This is a genomic window from Acinetobacter wuhouensis (genome assembly GCF_001696605.3).
Lineage (GTDB): Bacteria > Pseudomonadota > Gammaproteobacteria > Pseudomonadales > Moraxellaceae > Acinetobacter > Acinetobacter wuhouensis.
Window position 1 is genome coordinate 2,457,101 of the sequence record NZ_CP031716.1, and the last position, 17,817, is coordinate 2,474,917.

A 17,817-nucleotide genomic window follows, 5' to 3' on the forward strand; every position below is an offset into this window, starting at 1 on the left:
TTTTTATATGTTGGAATATTCATGGATATCTTCGACAATGCTGTGATTTCACAGCATTTAAGTCATGTACGTATCGTCATGGTCAATACTACTCTGCCAGCCAATATTGGTAGTGCTTTGCGTGCGATGAAAACAATGGGACTATCTAAACTGGTCTTAGTTTCACCTAAAACTTATCCGCACCCTGATATTGATGCACTTTCTGCAGGTGCTTCTGATTTGATTGAACAGATCGAAATTGTCGAAACTTTAGAAGATGCGATTAAAGATTGTCACCTTGTTTTTGGTACGAGTGCGCGTAGTCGTACTATTCCTTGGCCATTGCTTGAAGCACGCCCTGCTGCACAAAAAACGATGCAAGCCGTGATTCAAGAACAACAGGAAACTGCGATTGTCTTTGGACGTGAAGACCGTGGACTGACCAATGAAGAACTGGCATTGGCAAATTATCATGTCACCATTCCTGTCAATAGCGATTATGGCGTTTTGAATGTTGCACAGGCAATTCAAGTCATTTGCTATGAAATGCGTATGGCAACACTAGAATTAGCAGATAAACAAGTCGATACCGAAGCTATGATGCATGTGACTGATGCTGATGATATGCATTGGGACGAGCCTTTGGTGACCCATGAGCAAATGGAGCAATTCTACCCACATTTTGAAAAAATGTTGGCTGAAATCGAATTTATGGATCCAAAAAATCCAAGATTATTACCTTTGCGCTTGCGTCGACTTTTTGGACGTATACAATTAGATAAGATGGAATATCATTTATTAAGAGGCGTGTTTAGCCGAGTACAAGCCTTGAATAATGGTACATGGAAAAAGTCAAAAACTGAGGATCAAAACTAATGCTAAAACAGCTTAAAGAAGACATCCAAGCTGTATTTGCGCGTGATCCTGCTGCGCGCAATACCTTTGAAGTACTGACCACCTATCCTGGCATTCATGCACTGATGATGCATAGAGTCGCACACGAACTATGGGTAAAGGATTGTAAAACTTCAGCACGAATCCTGTCTTCTTTCAGTCGTTTTACTACGGGTATTGAAATCCATCCTGGTGCGAAAATCGGTAAACGTTTTTTTATCGACCATGGCATGGGCGTTGTGATTGGTGAAACCGCCGAAATTGGCGATGATGTGACCTTATACCATGGTGTCACTTTAGGTGGCACAACGTGGAATACGGGAAAGCGACATCCAACATTGGCTGATGGTGTTGTCGTTGGCGCGGGTGCAAAGATTCTTGGTCCTTTTATCGTGGGTAAAAATGCCAAAGTCGGTTCAAATGCGGTCGTGACCAAAGCTGTCCCAGAAGGTGCAACAGCTGTTGGTAACCCTGCCCGCTTTATCATTAAAGATAAAGATAGCAAGCCAAGTGCTGTACAAGAAGCACCGTGTCCAGAAAAAGCGATTGACAGTTTAAATCCAAATCCTGAATTTCAGGCTTATGCTGCAACGCAAGAACAAACTGATCCAATGCTCGAAGGCATGCGTGTCCTACTTAATCGCCTAGAACAAAATGAAAAGCGCATGAATGATTTATGTCATCGTTTATCACAGCTTGATCCTAGTTTTCATGTACAACAAAACTTAGAACAACCATTAAGTGATGAAGAAATCAAAATCATTGATGATGTTCGTCGTGAATGTGAAGCGCAAAAGCAACAATCTAAGACCTAAAAGCACAGTTTTTATGGTATGAAGTTATTGCTAAATAACTTCATACTTTTCAACATATAATTATTTTTCTGATCAAAATAAAAAACAATAAAAATCTGAGTATTTTTTCAAATCTGAGTTATCAATTTTCAATCTTTATGTATTATTTTTAATAACATAATGCTTTTAAAGTTGCATGTTCCAGTCCGTTTTCATAGACTGATGCACATGTAAATTTTTTAATATAAATTTAATGGAAGATCCTCATGACGATTAAGCCTTTGGCATACGCATTACTTGCAACTTCTGTACTGACAGCGTGTTCAACAACTCCAACGAAGCATGAAAATAAAATTGCTGCAAATGAACCTTTTATTTACACTGAGCCAGAAATTTCACCACCATTCTACGCACTGAATCCATTTGATTATACTAAGCCACCAGTATTTGAATTAGAATTAAAAAAAGCAGCAGCAGCCCCTGTAAACAAACTTGAAGTAACTGACCCTGCTAACCCAACTAAAAAGCTTATTTTAGATACTAACAAACTGATCATTCCAACTGTAAATAATACTCAGCGCACCATGAAGTATGCTGTGCTTGCAGGTGAAAATGAAATCGACATCACTGCAATTGATGACTTCTTACAAATGGTGGAAGGTAAAGCGCGCCATTACCCACCCCAATTTTCTGATCGCAAAGAAAAAAGTGGTTTTGTATCAAAATTAAAAGAAGTATCTACACAGCTTGACCAATTAGCAGCTGCACCAAATGCATCATTTGATGTTCTTATTCGTGCATTTAAAGCGAGTATTCTAGGTCGTAACTTGGATTTGGGTTCATCATATACCACCAAATCTCTTGATTACGCACAACGTATTCTCAAAATCAATAAAGAAGATCCAGAAGCTAACTTATGGTTTGGCTTTTCTTTATCTGAAGGTGGTGGTCAAAAAGAAGCACTACCATATTTAGATAAAGCAATGAAAGCGGGTGTCCAAGAAGCTTATTTATCTTCTGTGAATAATTATTTAGGTATGGAACAGAAGAAAAATGCAGTGCAAATGCTAAAAAATTATAAAGTAAAATACCCAGAAGAAGCTTCTGTTGTCGATCGCTTGATTCCTGAAGTTGAAAAACAAGGACGCTATAATGTATGGCAAACACTGAAGAATCCAGCTCTCGCGAAGTAATAAGTTAAAATGGCAATTTAGAATTTAAAAAATAGACTGATCATTCAGTCTATTTTTTTTGATTTCAAATTGAATTTAAACAAAATTGTCGTATTATTCAGAAATAGCTTGAACCAGTTAATGATTATGCAAAACTCTAAAAAAAATATTTTGCTCTATGCTTTAGCCTTCAGTCCCCTGTTTTTTTCTGGATGCCAAGTAGTTAGCGTAAAAAATCAAAAAGTAAATGTCACAATTGCCAATGAACGTGACAGTATTTTAACGCGTTCTAAAATGAGTGAAGCCAGTTTAAATGTCCTCTCAATGACAGGACGTGAAGCCAAGTCTTGTGCTGAAGAACCTGAAAAATGTGTTGCTGATTTAGAAAAAATTCCGCAAATTCAGGACGAACAGCTCCTCTCTACAATTAGTGAAATCTATTTAACCAAAGCGATTTCATTAGGTGACTCATCCAACTGTAAAATTAGTCTATTTGCAAAGCATCAGTCTGAAGAAAAACAAAAAATTAATCAGCAAAATTACGATCAATGTTTAGATCAACAAATGGCGATGCTAGACAAAAGTATCCGTTATAGTTATGCCTATTTATTTAATACTGAGCGTCAACCACAAGATCGTATTTTCAATAATAGACAAGTCCAAATTCGAGATTTTTACAATCAGTCTTTGGCAAAAATGATTACTACCTATTCATTACGCCATAAAAATCAAAAAGTTTCGAAACAGATTCAAATTGGTGAAAGTCGCTATAGCATCAACTTTGATGGTTATCCGCAATTAGCTCAGTTAGATATTGAAAATTTACTCTCAAGTTATAATCTCAACTTTTCAGGCTTACGCTCCATCAACCGTCGAGATGGTTTCGGTGCTGAGTTTGTCGCCATCCTACCCGAAACTAAAAAATCAGAAGAAAATAAATATATTGTTGATCCTGAACATTATGCTTATAAAGGTGGTGTGAATCCAAATATCCACCAACCACGCTATTTATCTGTCAGCATTGCTGCTCAACCTCAATCCTCTGAAAGTATACAAAGCATCTTGCATGACCCAAATTTTCAGTTGAAAGTTTATGACCCGTATAGCATTGAAAAAGTCAAAGTCGGTGGTAAAGAATATCCTCTTGCAGCTAATTTCTCTGCCCCCTACGGTTTGTGGTTGGCTGAAAATAATCTAGGGATCGCAGCTTATCTCAGCTTAATCGACCGCGATCAGCGTTTAACCATGCCACATTTATACATGCTTGAACCTTATAACCCAAATAAAAAAGTGATTGTATTGGTTCATGGTTTGGCGAGTAGCCCTGAAGCGTGGATTCGTTTAACCAATGATATTATGGGCGATAATGTACTGCGCGAAAACTATCAAGTTTGGCAAGTATTCTATTCAACCAATATGCCGATTTTAGAAAGCCGTTTCCAAATTAATGCCATTATCAATCAAACTTTTAAAACTATTGATCCAAATTCCTCTTCTGCAAAAGACTCTGTTTTGATTGGACATAGTATGGGGGGAATTATTGCACGGCTATTGGTTAGCGATTCTGATTTAACTCAACCTGCTTTAAAGATGTTAAATAATCGGAAATACGATAAGTTTAAAAATGATCATATTTTCCAAGCACGTTTACAGATGAAACCTGTACCAAACTTTGACCGTGCTATTTTTATTTCAGCACCACATCGTGGCACAGCTTTTGCGGATCGTTGGTTTACCCTAGCTGCTCGTCGGATTATTAAACTTCCAGGTGCGTTCTTAGGAGCTTTAGCAGATTCGATAGATGACCGTGATTTGAATGCGAAAAACTTCTTAAAAGATGTTGGGCATGGTTTGATTCAAAATGGACCAAGTGATCTGAGCCATAATTCTAAATTCACCCTATTAACCAAAGATGTAATGCCTAAAAAAGGCATGATTTATCATTCAATTATGGGGAATGTTACAGATAGCTCTGATCCAAATGTCATGACGGATGGCATCGTGCCATATACCAGTTCACATTTAGATGGTGCCGTTTCTGAAAAAGTACTGAAAGGTGGACATTCCATTCAAGAAACTCCTGAAGCCGTACTCGAACTTCGCCGTATTTTAAGATTACATTTAACGGAACACGGTTTATACAAGCCTTAAATTCTAGTTGAGTCAAAAATGCCAGCTTAATCACAGCTGGCATTTTTATAAACCCTAAACTATCAAATGATGTGCTTACATTTCAATAGGCTATGCTTTTTTGGGCGTAGCATTGATCACCAAGAAAATGCCTGCCAATACGATGAGTGTTGAAACAATCATCCGTAGACTTATACTTTCCCCGACAAATAATGAACCGCCTAAAATTGCCAAACACGGAACACTGAGTTGCACGGTACTTGCTGTAATACTGTCAATTTTACGGACAATCGCATACCACAGGACATACGCTCCACTAGATGCCAAGCCACCAGAAAGCATTGCAAACATGACACCATGTATATCTAGGTTGATATTTTCAATAAAAAATAACCCCATCACAATCACGATCGGTACTGCAAGTACAAAGTTTGTAAAGGTACTCGCCAAAGGGTTGGTAATCTGTTTTCCACTGATGCTATAGCAAGCCCAAGCAATGCCAGAAACAATCATCAGCAATGCAGAATTAAAAGGTGGTGCTTTTGAATTTGGTAATAGTAAAATCACAATCCCAGCCAAAGCAAGAATCAGCCCCAAGAGGCGTTTAAAATTAAGTTTTTCGCCATGAAAAACGCCGTATAACACCATACTCAGTTGTACGATACCAAATAAAAGTAATGCGCCTGTACCCGCTTCGATATGTATATATGCCAATGAAAATGCTAGTACATAAACAGCAAGGAAAAATGCTTGCTTGATGTTCCATTTCAGAGGAACTCTTTCTTTAGAAAGCAGAAATAAAAACAATAACGTGACTGCACCACTCGTTACCCGAACCACACTAAATGACACAGGATCAATTGAAGTATTGACTAAAGCGAGACGGCATAGGACTGAATTTGCAGCAAAAGCCAACATGGCAATACACAAACGTAGCAGCATAGTTGAGCATCCATTTTCAACAATGTAGACCTATGTATATAAAAAAATTACTTATTAAGCTATAAGTAATTTTTTATTAAAACTATCAACATCTCTGATATAACATTAACTTCATTGCGTTCACCTACACATTTAACAATGCCATAGCGTAACACTTAAAGAAAAAACGACTTTAAATAATCATCCTTGAGCTAAATTAAGTCCTTATTCTGTAGGATTAAATAAGGCGATCACATCAGCTTCCGTCATTTTCGTGGTTTCATTGTCGAAACTGTAAAATTGTGGTTTATTGTCGATATAAATCTCTAGATCAAGCTTTAAATCTTCAGGTGAATCATTCAAAGCAAAAGCATTAATATTGCAATAGCTTTGGTCTTTAGTTCGCCAAAAAAGATTTGTTCCACAAACATTACAAAAGCCACGTTCCCCCCATTCAGAAGAGTTATAGACCGTTAAATGCACTTGCTGATCAAAGACCAAACTACCTTGCTCTGTATCAATCGTCATAATCACACCACTGGTTTGTCTACGACAAATTGAACAATGGCACACATGTACATCATGATTTTTTAGCATTACTGAGAAAGTGGTTGCACCACAAACACACTGTCCTTTCATAACTTCATCCTTATCAATTTATTTATATAAAATACTATGTGTGTTATATCTAATTCTAGTTAAATCATACATTTTTTAATCAAGCTTAATTAAATCGTGAATTTCCAATTGTAATTTAAAATAATTAGTTTTAAATTATTAAATACAACAACTTAAATATAATATATGGATAAATATGCGTTATAAAATTATTGATGTTTATAAACTTCAAGATATTCAACGGTATATCGCTAAATGTTTAAAAACGCAATCACCTCAATTCATTGTAATTGAAAGCCATCGTACGCTATGTAAAGAACTCGATATCATTGATGTAGACTTAGAAAAGTCCATAGCAACATGGGCAACAGGTGAAAAAATAGCTTTAAAAATCATTCATAAATCCGATCATATAGAAAAATTCTACAACATTGATCATTAAATTTTTCTTAGACAAAATAATTGACTGCATAATTCAAAATTCGTTAAAAAATTTGACACTATCTATTCAAAGCCTTTATTTTATCAATTAAGTTCCTTTTTAGAACTTCAATTAAATTAGAACTTAAAAACCTAAGGATAAAAGTATGAAACACCCTAAAGAAATGACTGGACTCGAGTTTTTACAAGCAATGGTAGATGGGCATATCCCTAGAGCTTCCATCTCTGAAACCATTCCTATGGATTTAGATGAGATATCTCATGGTCACGCCAGCTTTAAAGTCAAAGCGGATAGCCGTCATTTAAACCCTTTAGGTGGTGTGCATGGAGGTTTCGCTGCGACAGCGCTTGATTCTGCAACGGGCTGTGCTGTACACACCACACTTGAAGCAGGTGTCGGTTATGGCACCATCGATTTGAATGTAAAAATGTGTCGCCCTGTGCCTAAAGACAAAGAATTACTGGCAATTGGTTCAGTAATTAATTTAAGTAAAAACCTTGCAATTTCAGAAGGTAAATTGGTTGATGAAGATGGAAAACTTTATGCACATGCAACTGCCACTTGTATGATTATTCGTCCATAATTTCGAATCAGTGCCGAGTGCTATTCAATTGAATGGCACTTACTCTGCTGATGAGTTAGCACTGGCATTCAGTTGAATTTGCACTTCATAAAAAAGACCACACTATTTTCATAATGCGGTCTATATAACTTACTTAGTGAATGATTATTTTAATAATCATCTATTTCTGACCATTTTGTTACTTTATCAAATAACACTTTGCCAGCACCAGTTGCTTTATACTGGGCAGTTTGATCATTAATCGCTGTAAGCACAATAGAATTGGCACTATTGTTCAAATCCTGAATATTTAATGTCCCAGCATATGGATAACCTACAAGCTCTTCATCCTCATCCATTTTAGCGAAGAATGGAGTTGCCATACTATCAAATGCAACCTTGTAATCACCACCTTCATTACCTGTTGAAGAAAGTTTACCACTGACTTGAAGTTTGGCAGTCGTTGCATCTTGTGGTGACCAGACAAATTTATAGTCTGTTAGATTATAATTTACAGGGATTAATTTATTACTCGAAGATAGCTCCTGAGTCACTACGCTTAACCCAGTTGAAGTGAATGTTACCGCAGTTGCTGACTCGCTGATTACCAATTTACCATTTACTTTGTCACTTTCACCATTAGAATATTTAATGACTAAATCTTTCGCTTCTACATTATCACCCGTAACATCGATAACACCAGAAGCTGCTCCGTCTTCATCAAATAATCCTACACAATCTTTAAATGTAATTACATTATTTGAAATAGTATAAGAACCTGACTTACATTTAGCTCCTTTCTTTGCTTCATCTGAACCGTAAACTATTGCATCAGCTACACCAGAACCAGTAGCCTCTCCAAACGCAATACTTGTCATTGTATGCACTAAATCTAAACTTTCAAAACTGTTTGTTGTGCCTGTGCCTGTGCCTGTGCCTGTGCCTGTGCCTGTGCCTGTGCCTGTGCCTGTGCCTGTGCCTGTGCCTGTGCCTGTGCCTGAAGTAGTATCATCACTATCGCCTCCACATGCACTGAGTAGTAGTGAACTAGCTATAGCAATTCCCAAAATCATTTTTTTCATATTATTCCCCAACAATTTTTCATTTATTGTTCTATTAAATTATGTTTTTTCAAAGAATATTTCTATACCCCAAATGAGGTATAAAATAACAAAATTTACGAATCGAGAAGCCATGATATAAAAAATTTAAAGCGAAAAATACTCCATAAATTGGCTATGCTATATATGAAAGAAAAGGCTTCAGTCTATTGATGAAATGCACATTCAATCTCTAAATCACTAAAAATTACTCAGTCACATTTTGCTTCGTTCTGATCAAATCTTTAACACTAAATCCTACACTTTGCGCATAGCGCAAAAATTCTGTCACCTGTGCTTCATCTGGATGAGGATTTCGAGATAGTAACCATAGGTACTTACGTTTTGGCTCTCCGACCAAAGCCATCTGATATTGTGGATCTATTTTGAGCACCCAATAATCACCTCGGGCAACGGGCAACCAACGAATCGCTTCAGGAATAAAACTGACTTTAAATTTCGAATTAAATGGCTCATTGCTAATAAAAGCCTCACCTAATGAGCGTAGTTCTTTTCCATCATGGGTCATACAACGGTTATCTACCGCAACATTTCCATACTCATTTACCGTATAACGTGCTGTTACATCAGATTTACATTCTTTTTGGAAATACATCGGCTTACGCGCAACTTCATACCATAATCCAAGGTATTGGCTTAACTCTAATTTCGGAACAGCAGCTAAAGTTGTATTTTCGGCATAAGCTTTAGGAAAAATTCCAGCCACAAAAAAAATTGCGCCAATTATTATTACTTTCTTCATATTATCAATATTGGGTAATGTTTTAAATAATTGCACCTTATCCCCTCAAAACGACTTTCTAATATTTATAATAAAATAATCATAAATTAAACAAACGACTGTAGCATTATGTATCCTCCACGATACAAAATACGACAGCCTTAAGTTTTATTCACCCAAATTATTACTGCAATAATCTGGCTTTCAGACGCACAATTTCATCCCTTAATCGCGCTGCTTGTTCAAACTGCAATTCTTTCGACGCTTTTAACATCTCTTTTTCCAGCTTGGTAATGTGCTTGGTAAATAATTTAGGATCAGACAATAAATGTTGTTCATCAGCAGTCAATGCTTGATGCTGCTCTGCAATCCCAGCTTCAATTTCTTCATCTTTTAGCACTTCACCTGTATCAATCTCTTTGATCACTTGTCTTACTGCACTGCGTGGTGTAATGCCATGTTCTTCATTGAATTGAATTTGTTTGGTTCTACGGCGATCAGTTTCATCGATCGCTTTTTGCATCGAATCCGTTATACGATCCGCATATAAAATTGCTTTACCTTTCACATGACGAGCAGCACGACCAATGGTTTGAATTAAAGAGCGTTCAGAACGTAAAAAACCTTCTTTATCTGCATCGAGGATAGCAACCAAAGACACTTCTGGCATGTCCAAACCTTCACGTAATAAGTTGATTCCAACCAAGACATCATGCACACCTGTACGAAGTTCATGAATAATTTTCACACGTTCTACAGTATCAATATCAGAGTGCAAATAAGCAACTTTAACCCCATATTCTTTTAAATAAGAAGTTAAATCTTCTGCCATACGCTTAGTCAAAGTTGTGACAAGTACGCGCTCATCCAATTCTTTACGAATATTAATTTCAGATAAAACATCATCGACTTGGGTCAATACTGGACGTATTTCAATGGTAGGATCGACCAATCCTGTAGGTCGTACTACCTGCTCTGCCACTTGTTCAGATTTTTCTAGTTCATATTTTGCAGGCGTTGCACTGACATAAATCGTTGCAGGAACGATACGTTCCCATTCTTCAAATTTCATCGGACGATTGTCTAAAGCACTCGGTAAACGGAAACCATAATTGACTAAGTTTTCCTTACGCGAACGGTCACCTTTATACATTGCACCAATTTGTGGAACAGTCACGTGAGATTCGTCGATAATCAACAAAGCATCGTCTGGGATATAGTCGAACAATGTCGGCGGTGCTTCACCTGCTGGTCGTCCAGATAAATGACGAGAATAGTTTTCGATACCATTGGTATAGCCCAATTGTTGCATCATTTCTAAATCATAACGGGTACGTTGCTCAATCCGCTGCAATTCAATCAGTTTGTCATTTTCTTTAAAATAAACTTGACGCTCTTTGAGTTCTTCTTTGATCGTACCAATCGCACGTTCTAAATTATCTTTCGGTGTGACATAGTGACTTTTTGGATAAATCGTCACACGCGGTGCTTTGCGTACCAATTTTCCAGTAATTGGATCAAACCAACGAATCGAATCCACTTCATCATCAAACAATTCAACCCGTACTGCATGTTGATCAGATTCCGCAGGGAAAATATCAATAATTTCCCCTCGAATACGATATGTACCACGTAAGAATTCTAATTCATTCCGCGTATATTGCATTTCAACTAAGCGTCGAATGATGTCATCACGACTAATTCGGTCACCTTGCACGATATGCAACAACATACTCATATAGGCATTTGGATCACCCAAACCATAAATGGCAGATACAGAAGCCACAATAATCGCATCACGGCGTTCTAATAATGCCCGTGTCGCAGAAAGGCGCATTTGGTCAATATGGTCATTAATCGCGGAGTCTTTCTCGATAAATGTGTCCGAAGATGGTACATAAGCTTCAGGTTGATAGTAGTCATAATAACTGACAAAATATTCAACCGCATTATTGGGGAAAAATGCTTTAAACTCGCCATAAAGTTGTGCTGCTAAGGTTTTATTATGCGCCATGATAATGGTTGGTCGTTGCGTTTGTGCAATGACATTTGCCATGGTATAGGTTTTACCTGAACCCGTTACACCTAATAAGAGTTGATCGTGTAATCCCCGATTGACACCATCAACCAATTTAGCAATCGCTTGGGGCTGATCTCCCGCAGGTTGATAATTTGTCACAAGTTCAAAAGGTTGATTTTCACTCACAATAATTCACTCTTTGACCAATTTGAAAGACACAGCTTCTAGTTTAACAGAAAGCGATTGAAACAACGGTTTCATCTCATTTTAAATGGGGCTTTTTACACAATATTCAACAAATACCCTTGACCCTTTTGGGTTTCAATAGCAACATGGAAACAAGCCGATTACAAGATGAAAAAACATGACTTATCACTACCATGATGAAAGCATAATCAAAGAGTTACCTGAAGACACAATTTTTGTCTTTGGCAGTAATATGGCGGGCACTCATCAAGGTGGTGCTGCAAAAACAGCATTATTATACTTCGGTGCGACGAAAGGAGTTGGTCGTGGCTGGGCGGGGCAAAGTTTTGCGATTCCAACCATGAATGAGCATTTACAACAAATGCCACTTTCTCAAATCCAACATTATATTGATGATTTTAAAATTTATACTAAAAATCACCTTAAAATGAAGTACTTCATTACCTCAGTGGGTTGTGGTGTCGCAGGTTATAAAGTTGAAGAAATTGCACCAATGTTTAAAGGCATTTCACGCAATGTTATTTTCCCTGTTTCATTCCGTCCATTTGTAGAAAAAACACTGCCTAAACTGACACAAAAACTGCTACACAGTTTCCTCACAGCAGATGTTATTTTCAGTGCAAATTTAGAACAAAAAGTTCAAGATTTAGATTTAACTGAAGCTGAAAAGAGTTTAGCCCAAATCGTGATTAATACACCAATGTATCCTACTGATAGTAATGGGCGAGATCGTAGCTTTGAAATCAGTGATATTCTAAATACGCTTAAGAGCAAGCAAGTGATTGATGCTGATATTCAGCATGATGAAACAAAAACACTTGGCGGGGTAATTTTAGCAATTATAGAGTTGTATAATATTAACGAGCATGATTTTATAGAAGCGTGGAATGCTCAAAAAGAAATTTCTCCACCTAAAGCTGCAAATAAGGCTAAAAAATAAGCTATATTATACTTAGGCTTTATTTTAAATTTTTTACAACATTTATAAAAACAAGGAATCATTATGGGGGAAGTCGATCTATCTATTTTCAACTTATCTCCCATGGCAATGTGGATCCAAGACTTTAGTGCGGTCAAAAAAACTTTCCAGCAATGGCTAGACGATGGTGTTGAAGACCTAGAACAATACCTTCTAGATGATCCTGAACGCTTACAACCTTGCTTAGTAATGATTCGCACTATTCGTGTGAATCAAAGCACTTTAGATATGTATGAAGCATCCAATCTAGATGAAATCTTACATAGCTTTGCAAACTTACACTCAGAAAAAATCAGTATAGAAAAGGTCAATTTTTTTGTTTCTTTATGGAATAAGAAAACACAATACATTTGTCCATCTGTAAACTATACCTGTAAAGGCAAACAAATTGATATTCAACTTAAAGCCAGTTTTATGCCTGGCTATGAAGACAGCTGGGAGCGTTTGTTGCTGACAACTGAAAATATTTCTGATTACCAAAATGCGCGACGATTTGCTGAAACTTTATTTTTACATTCCCCTACTGCATTGTGGGTAAGAGACTATAGCCAGATCAAAGTAATATTTGACCAACTAAGACAACAAGGCGTAAATGATCTCATCCGCCACATGACAAAACATCCGGAGTTTGCCAAAAAATGCTTTGAAAGTGTAAAGAATATCGGCGTTAACCAAGCTTTACTCGACCTTTTTAAAGCTGGTAATAGACAATTGTTCTTTGACAATTTATGGCAAATTCTTCGGGAATCTAGTCAGCAAAATTTCCATGCCCAATTATTAGCTTTATGGAATGACGAACACCAACAAAGTAGAGAATGTGAGTATCAAACTGTTCATGGAGATATTCTCAATATACGTGAACAATTGGTGATCTTTCCAAATTCACATAATAATTGGGACACAGTGCAAATTGCATTTACAGATTTTTCTGAGCGAAAAAAATTAGAAAATCATTTATTACATCTCAGTAAGCACGATCAGCTCACTCAACTCTATAACCGTACTTTTTTTAATGATGAGATTTTAAAACTCCAATCTACAATTTTTTACCCGGTATCCTGTGTATTTTTCGACCTCAATGGTTTAAAAGAAATTAATGACATCTATGGGCATGACCAAGGTGACCAAATTCTGAGAAGATTTGGCAAAATTTTAAAAACAAGTATTACTCAAACCCATTATTCAGCTTCTCGACTTGGCGGAGACGAATTTGTCATTCTCATGCCGAAAGCAAAGCAAATTCATATCAATAGATTATTAGATAAAATTCGTTATGAATTAGAAGTTGACCAAATCAAACATCCAGACTTCCCTATTCATGTTGCAATTGGTTATGCAACGACACAGTCAAATGAGACCATTGAAGCCTTGCTTAAAAGAGCTGATGAAATTATGTATTCCAATAAGCAAGCTTTTTATAATTCATCTCTCAAAGATTAACATTAAAATAATAAGCTACACTAAATAATTAATAAAACTTAATGTTTAAAAATATAAATTAAATATAAATAATCAATATTATGCCTCGCAACCCTTAACCTCTGCTATGGGTTTTGCAATGTCTCAACCTCATGAAAAAGTTGAAAATATGTTATGTCGCGCTGATATTAACATGTATGAAAAAGAAAAATATTATCAATATTTTGAACAAATTATTGAAGAATAAATTCTGATAAATATAAAAACGCTATAATAAAAAATAGGTGCATCAAGCACCTATTTTTTAACACTTCAACGTTTCAACTTAACGTTTACCCATCGAACGACGTGTACCACGTGGTGGCATCCATGTGCGATCCGCGTATTGCTGTGGTTTTGGACGCATGTCTTCCACATCTTCATCCGCAGGTTTCGCATCATTTGCATGCTTAACAGGAAATGGAAGTTTTACTACGGGCTTTTTCTTGGGAGTATTTTGGGTGCTCATGTGATTCACTCAATTTTAACTCCGCATATTGTACGAAAATTTCTACGTCGATGCGAGTGATTGCCCAATTCAGTCTACATTTGTATTTTCTTGATACAGTATATTTTGAATTTTCGTGCATTTTTAGTGAATTTGCATATTTTTTGGGCGACCAACTTGCTATTTTTAAGCTATGATAGTGTGCTTTTTATTTTTTAATCCCTATAAGAAGGAATACTGCCGTGGACGTACGTCTCTCTGATCGTGTAAATGCCATCAAACCGTCTCCAACGCTTGCTGTTACCAACAAAGCTGCTGAATTAAAAGCTGCTGGTAAAAATGTAATTGGACTCGGTGCTGGCGAACCAGATTTTGACACCCCACAACACATCAAAGATGCTGCTATTGCTGCAATTAATAACGGTTTTACAAAATATACCGCTGTTGATGGTACACCAGGCCTAAAAAAAGCGATTATTGCAAAATTAAAACGTGACAATAATCTTGAATACGCTGCTAACCAAATCTTGGTTTCTTGTGGCGGTAAACAATCTTTCTTTAACTTGGCACTTGCTTTGTTAAACAAAGGTGATGAAGTGATCATCCCTGCACCTTACTGGGTAAGCTACCCAGATATGGTGATCATCGCTGAAGGTGTGCCAGTTGTTGTAAAATGTGGTGAAGAACAACGTTTCAAAATCACGCCTGCTCAACTTGAAGCTGCTATCACTGACAAAACGCGTTTAGTGGTATTAAACAGCCCTTCTAACCCTACAGGTATGATCTATACGAAAGCTGAATTAGAAGCTTTGGCTGAAGTTCTTCGTAAATATCCAGAAGTATTGGTTGCTTCTGATGATATGTATGAACCAATCCGTTGGGATGATGAGTTCTACAACATCGCAACTGTTGCACCTGATCTTTATGACCGTGTAATCGTGCTCAATGGTGTATCTAAAGCATATGCCATGACTGGCTGGCGTATTGGCTATGCAGCAGGTCCTGCAAAATTGATTGGTGCGATGAAAAAAATCCAGTCTCAATCCACTTCTAACCCAACTTCTATTTCACAAGTTGCTGCTGAAGCTGCATTGAATGGTCCTCAAGACGTTCTTCAACCAATGATCGAAGCGTTCCACCGTCGTCATGACTTAGTGGTAAATGGCTTGAATGACATTAAAGGTATCACTTGTCTTCCTGCTGATGGTGCATTCTATGCATATGCGAACATCCGTCCATTGATTCGTGCAAAAGGTTTAAAATCTTGCACAGAGTTCTCTGCATGGTTATTGGAAGAAACTGGTGTTGCTGTTGTTCCTGGTGATGCTTTCGGCTTAGGCGGTTATATGCGTATTTCTTATGCGACTGCTGACGAAGTATTGGTTGATGCGCTTGCACGTATCAAAAAAGCTGCTGATTCTATCGAAGGTGTAGACGCTGCGATTGCTTCAATTGCTGCTGAAAAATAATTTGTATTAAAAAATAGGGCGTTTTATACGCCCTTTTTTATTGCATTATAAACTGACTTTCATTAGGTGATGTATGCAAGTTTTAAAATAAAGTCCAACCTGTTGATATAGTTAAACAAAATAACGTAATACTCTTGCAAATTAGTTACTTAAAATCTCTCAAGTGAAAGTCTCCGTTTTATCAGCACACATCAACTCAAGAAAGTTATGGTTATATTCGTTTAACAAGGTATTTACAGTCATAAGGCATTCAAATCAGTGAGTATGCAGTCCGTTGTATTAAAAAACTAAATCAGTTGTACTGTAAGCGTCATAAGCGCTTTAAAAGGACAACAAATAGCGATCATAATCGTTCTGTTTACAATAATTTATTAGAGCAAAACTTTGCAGTAACTACTCCGAATGTTGCATGGGTAAGTGATATTACGTACATATGGACGGGTGAAGGTTGGCTATATTTGGCTGCTTTAAAAGATCTTTGTAGCAAACAAGTGGTTGGCTATAGCTTAAGTGAACGGATGACAGCAGATCTCGTTTGCAATACACTGTGTATGGCGATTCGTAATCATAAGCCATCGCAAGGATTAATTGTTCATTCGGACAGAGGAAGTCAATATTGTAGCCATGAATATCGCAATATGGTTGAACAGTATGGGTTTAAAGGTTCAATGAGTAAGCGGGGGGACTGTTTCGATAATGCGCCAATTGAAAGCTTTTGGGGCATACTCAAAAATGAATTAGTACATCATCGTCACTATAAAACAAGGGAAGAAGCCAAATCGGATATTACAAAATATATAGAGCTATTTTATAATCAGAGCAGAATTCAAAAAAGTCTGAATTTTAAGACACCGAATCAAATGGCAGAGGACTTTTATAAGTTAGCTGCATAGAATCTTCCAAGTGGAATTCTCCTGTAATTTCAGCACACATCAGTTTTAATATTATTTATTTTCAGTACCACCATAATTTACTAATTCTATAAATAAACTTAATATCACGCCCATTCCGAAAGATACACCAAACAACCAGTTTAATGAATCTAAATATTCATTTAATGTATTACCCCAAACTTTACTTATAGTAAGACCAACTATTAAAAATATGGAAAGGACTAAAGTTCTTACTATAAAAGTTAAATAAGGTTTCCCCTTTATAGTAAAAAAAGTAGCAAAAAGAGTCATTATAATTTCTATCATTTATTATTATCCTCATTCTTGTCTTGCATTTTATCAATTATTGCTCCACTAGGTTGAGAGACAGCTTGACCAACAACTACCTTTTCATACCAAACTAAAGAATTATCTAAAGCCTCTTTAGCTACCTTATGACTACTCCCCCCAGCCATCACTGTCATTGGAGCAGAATATAAACTAGCAATTGCAGATCCTGCTAGAATCTTATTAGCATTGAAGTATGGTAAGTTATTGACACACTTGAATTTATATGAATTCTTCCCCACTTCCATAGCCAAACCAATCCCCCCTCCTGTTAACATTGCTTGCCCTGCCATATACGATCTAGCAGTCGCTCCTGTTCCAGTGATTAAACTTGTTGCTCCACCTGCTTTAAAAACCGCTGCTCTTCCTAAAACGCCCATATTTGCCACACCAACAATTTGACCTCCACTATAAGCATTTGACTCTTTATCTACCACATCATTTGTACCCATCCAATCTCTAACTTTACTTGTAGCTCCAAAACTAACTGTATCTCCCCACCCTGCAGCGCCATCTACAACCCAATCAGGTAAAGAGGGTGGTACCCAAGGTGTATCAACTTTCTCAGGTATCAGTGCCCTCTCAGATCCGTAACCTCGTGATTGCTGTTTATTTATTTCATTCATACTCTGAGCTGAAGCATTCCATACTTCTTGTGTTTT

At 36.9% G+C, this 17,817-nt stretch carries 17 protein-coding genes and 1 pseudogene; 10 read left to right on the forward strand and 8 right to left on the reverse strand.

Annotated elements, in window-relative coordinates; genetic code table 11:
- The first annotated feature begins 21 nt into the window (after nt 1-21).
- The 4 genes from BEN71_RS12505 (at nt 22) to BEN71_RS12520 (ending at nt 4,990) form a co-directional block, all read left to right on the forward strand.
- Nucleotides 22-855: an RNA methyltransferase gene (locus BEN71_RS12505; protein WP_068974345.1), complete on the forward strand. Its 834-nt coding sequence runs from the start codon at nt 22-24 to the stop codon at nt 853-855.
- Nucleotides 855-1,688, forward strand: a complete 834-nt coding sequence (cysE, locus tag BEN71_RS12510; protein ID WP_068974346.1) for a serine O-acetyltransferase — start codon at nt 855-857, stop codon at nt 1,686-1,688. Before BEN71_RS12505 ends, cysE begins: the two co-directional genes overlap by 1 nt.
- 245 nt (nt 1,689-1,933) lie before the next feature.
- A complete protein-coding gene (locus BEN71_RS12515; RefSeq protein ID WP_068974347.1) occupies nt 1,934-2,860 on the forward strand; it encodes an ABUW_2363 family tetratricopeptide repeat lipoprotein in 927 nt (308 codons plus the stop codon).
- Between the two features lie 120 nt (nt 2,861-2,980).
- On the forward strand, nt 2,981-4,990 hold the full coding sequence (locus BEN71_RS12520; protein WP_086322781.1) for a lipase family alpha/beta hydrolase: 2,010 nt from the start codon (nt 2,981-2,983) through the stop codon (nt 4,988-4,990).
- 90 nt (nt 4,991-5,080) lie between these two features.
- Here BEN71_RS12520 and BEN71_RS12525 read toward each other — a convergent pair whose 3' ends face one another.
- Nucleotides 5,081-5,911, reverse strand: a complete 831-nt coding sequence (locus BEN71_RS12525; protein ID WP_068974348.1) for a DMT family transporter — start codon at nt 5,909-5,911, stop codon at nt 5,081-5,083.
- A gap of 204 nt (nt 5,912-6,115) precedes the next feature.
- Nucleotides 6,116-6,529, reverse strand: a complete 414-nt coding sequence (locus tag BEN71_RS12530) for a GFA family protein (RefSeq protein ID WP_068974349.1) — start codon at nt 6,527-6,529, stop codon at nt 6,116-6,118.
- Between the two features lie 175 nt (nt 6,530-6,704).
- Between BEN71_RS12530 and BEN71_RS12535 the strand changes: the two genes are divergently transcribed.
- The gene (locus BEN71_RS12535) at nt 6,705-6,950 is read left to right on the forward strand and encodes a hypothetical protein (RefSeq protein WP_068974350.1); all 246 of its coding nucleotides are present in this window, start codon (nt 6,705-6,707) and stop codon (nt 6,948-6,950) included.
- 145 nt (nt 6,951-7,095) lie between these two features.
- A complete protein-coding gene (locus tag BEN71_RS12540) occupies nt 7,096-7,533 on the forward strand; it encodes a PaaI family thioesterase (protein WP_068974351.1) in 438 nt (145 codons plus the stop codon).
- A 149-nt stretch (nt 7,534-7,682) separates the two neighbouring features.
- Here the strand turns inward: BEN71_RS12540 and BEN71_RS19265 are convergent, their stop codons facing one another.
- From BEN71_RS19265 to uvrB, 3 genes are all read right to left on the reverse strand, one after another.
- Entirely contained in the window at nt 7,683-8,594 is a 912-nt protein-coding gene (locus BEN71_RS19265) for a hypothetical protein (protein ID WP_193924989.1), read from the reverse strand.
- Nucleotides 8,595-8,820: 226 nt separating this feature from the next.
- Nucleotides 8,821-9,411 carry a lipocalin family protein gene (locus tag BEN71_RS12550; RefSeq protein ID WP_086322782.1) on the reverse strand — a complete coding sequence of 197 codons (591 nt, stop codon included), beginning with the start codon at nt 9,409-9,411 and terminating at the stop codon, nt 8,821-8,823.
- Between the two features lie 127 nt (nt 9,412-9,538).
- Nucleotides 9,539-11,560, reverse strand: coding sequence for an excinuclease ABC subunit UvrB (gene uvrB / locus BEN71_RS12555; RefSeq protein WP_068974353.1), 2,022 nt, complete (start codon nt 11,558-11,560; stop codon nt 9,539-9,541).
- A 178-nt stretch (nt 11,561-11,738) separates the two neighbouring features.
- On the opposite strand from uvrB, the gene BEN71_RS12560 reads away from it, so the two are divergent.
- Both BEN71_RS12560 and BEN71_RS12565 read left to right on the forward strand, forming a co-directional pair.
- Nucleotides 11,739-12,521, forward strand: a complete 783-nt coding sequence (locus BEN71_RS12560; RefSeq protein ID WP_068974354.1) for an A1S_2505 family phage non-structural protein — start codon at nt 11,739-11,741, stop codon at nt 12,519-12,521.
- A gap of 63 nt (nt 12,522-12,584) precedes the next feature.
- Nucleotides 12,585-14,000, forward strand: coding sequence for a GGDEF domain-containing protein (locus BEN71_RS12565; RefSeq protein WP_068974355.1), 1,416 nt, complete (start codon nt 12,585-12,587; stop codon nt 13,998-14,000).
- 304 nt (nt 14,001-14,304) lie between these two features.
- Here BEN71_RS12565 and BEN71_RS12570 read toward each other — a convergent pair whose 3' ends face one another.
- Complete coding sequence (locus BEN71_RS12570) at nt 14,305-14,487, reverse strand: hypothetical protein (RefSeq protein ID WP_068974356.1); 183 nt, start codon at nt 14,485-14,487, stop codon at nt 14,305-14,307.
- Nucleotides 14,488-14,708: 221 nt separating this feature from the next.
- Between BEN71_RS12570 and BEN71_RS12575 the strand changes: the two genes are divergently transcribed.
- Together BEN71_RS12575 and BEN71_RS12580 are read left to right on the forward strand one after the other, a co-directional pair.
- The gene (locus BEN71_RS12575) at nt 14,709-15,935 is read left to right on the forward strand and encodes a pyridoxal phosphate-dependent aminotransferase (protein WP_068974357.1); all 1,227 of its coding nucleotides are present in this window, start codon (nt 14,709-14,711) and stop codon (nt 15,933-15,935) included.
- A 185-nt stretch (nt 15,936-16,120) separates the two neighbouring features.
- Nucleotides 16,121-16,828 (forward strand): annotated as a pseudogene (locus tag BEN71_RS12580) (IS3 family transposase); the annotation flags it as partial.
- A 51-nt stretch (nt 16,829-16,879) separates the two neighbouring features.
- Here the strand turns inward: BEN71_RS12580 and BEN71_RS12585 are convergent.
- Together BEN71_RS12585 and BEN71_RS12590 are read right to left on the reverse strand one after the other, a co-directional pair.
- Nucleotides 16,880-17,134: a hypothetical protein gene (locus BEN71_RS12585; RefSeq protein WP_087554606.1), complete on the reverse strand. Its 255-nt coding sequence runs from the start codon at nt 17,132-17,134 to the stop codon at nt 16,880-16,882.
- Nucleotides 17,131-17,781 (reverse strand): hypothetical protein, encoded by a 651-nt coding sequence (locus tag BEN71_RS12590; RefSeq protein ID WP_117276786.1) that lies wholly within the window; start codon nt 17,779-17,781, stop codon nt 17,131-17,133. Before BEN71_RS12590 ends, BEN71_RS12585 begins: the two co-directional genes overlap by 4 nt.
- Nucleotides 17,782-17,817: the final 36 nt, after the last annotated feature.

Coding starts and splice junctions, on each gene's coding strand:
- BEN71_RS12505 (WP_068974345.1), top strand. CDS start 22: ATGGATATCTTCGACAATGCTGTGATTTCACAGCATTTAAGTCATGTA.
- BEN71_RS12520 (WP_086322781.1), top strand. CDS start 2,981: ATGATTATGCAAAACTCTAAAAAAAATATTTTGCTCTATGCTTTAGCC.
- BEN71_RS12585 (WP_087554606.1), bottom strand. CDS start 17,134: ATGATAGAAATTATAATGACTCTTTTTGCTACTTTTTTTACTATAAAG.
- BEN71_RS12570 (WP_068974356.1), bottom strand. CDS start 14,487: ATGAGCACCCAAAATACTCCCAAGAAAAAGCCCGTAGTAAAACTTCCA.
- BEN71_RS19265 (WP_193924989.1), bottom strand. CDS start 8,594: ATGAAAAAAATGATTTTGGGAATTGCTATAGCTAGTTCACTACTACTC.
- BEN71_RS12590 (WP_117276786.1), bottom strand. CDS start 17,781: ATGAATGAAATAAATAAACAGCAATCACGAGGTTACGGATCTGAGAGG.
- BEN71_RS12525 (WP_068974348.1), bottom strand. CDS start 5,911: ATGCTGCTACGTTTGTGTATTGCCATGTTGGCTTTTGCTGCAAATTCA.
- BEN71_RS12530 (WP_068974349.1), bottom strand. CDS start 6,529: ATGAAAGGACAGTGTGTTTGTGGTGCAACCACTTTCTCAGTAATGCTA.
- BEN71_RS12515 (WP_068974347.1), top strand. CDS start 1,934: ATGACGATTAAGCCTTTGGCATACGCATTACTTGCAACTTCTGTACTG.
- BEN71_RS12535 (WP_068974350.1), top strand. CDS start 6,705: ATGCGTTATAAAATTATTGATGTTTATAAACTTCAAGATATTCAACGG.
- BEN71_RS12540 (WP_068974351.1), top strand. CDS start 7,096: ATGAAACACCCTAAAGAAATGACTGGACTCGAGTTTTTACAAGCAATG.
- BEN71_RS12560 (WP_068974354.1), top strand. CDS start 11,739: ATGACTTATCACTACCATGATGAAAGCATAATCAAAGAGTTACCTGAA.
- cysE (WP_068974346.1), top strand. CDS start 855: ATGCTAAAACAGCTTAAAGAAGACATCCAAGCTGTATTTGCGCGTGAT.
- BEN71_RS12565 (WP_068974355.1), top strand. CDS start 12,585: ATGGGGGAAGTCGATCTATCTATTTTCAACTTATCTCCCATGGCAATG.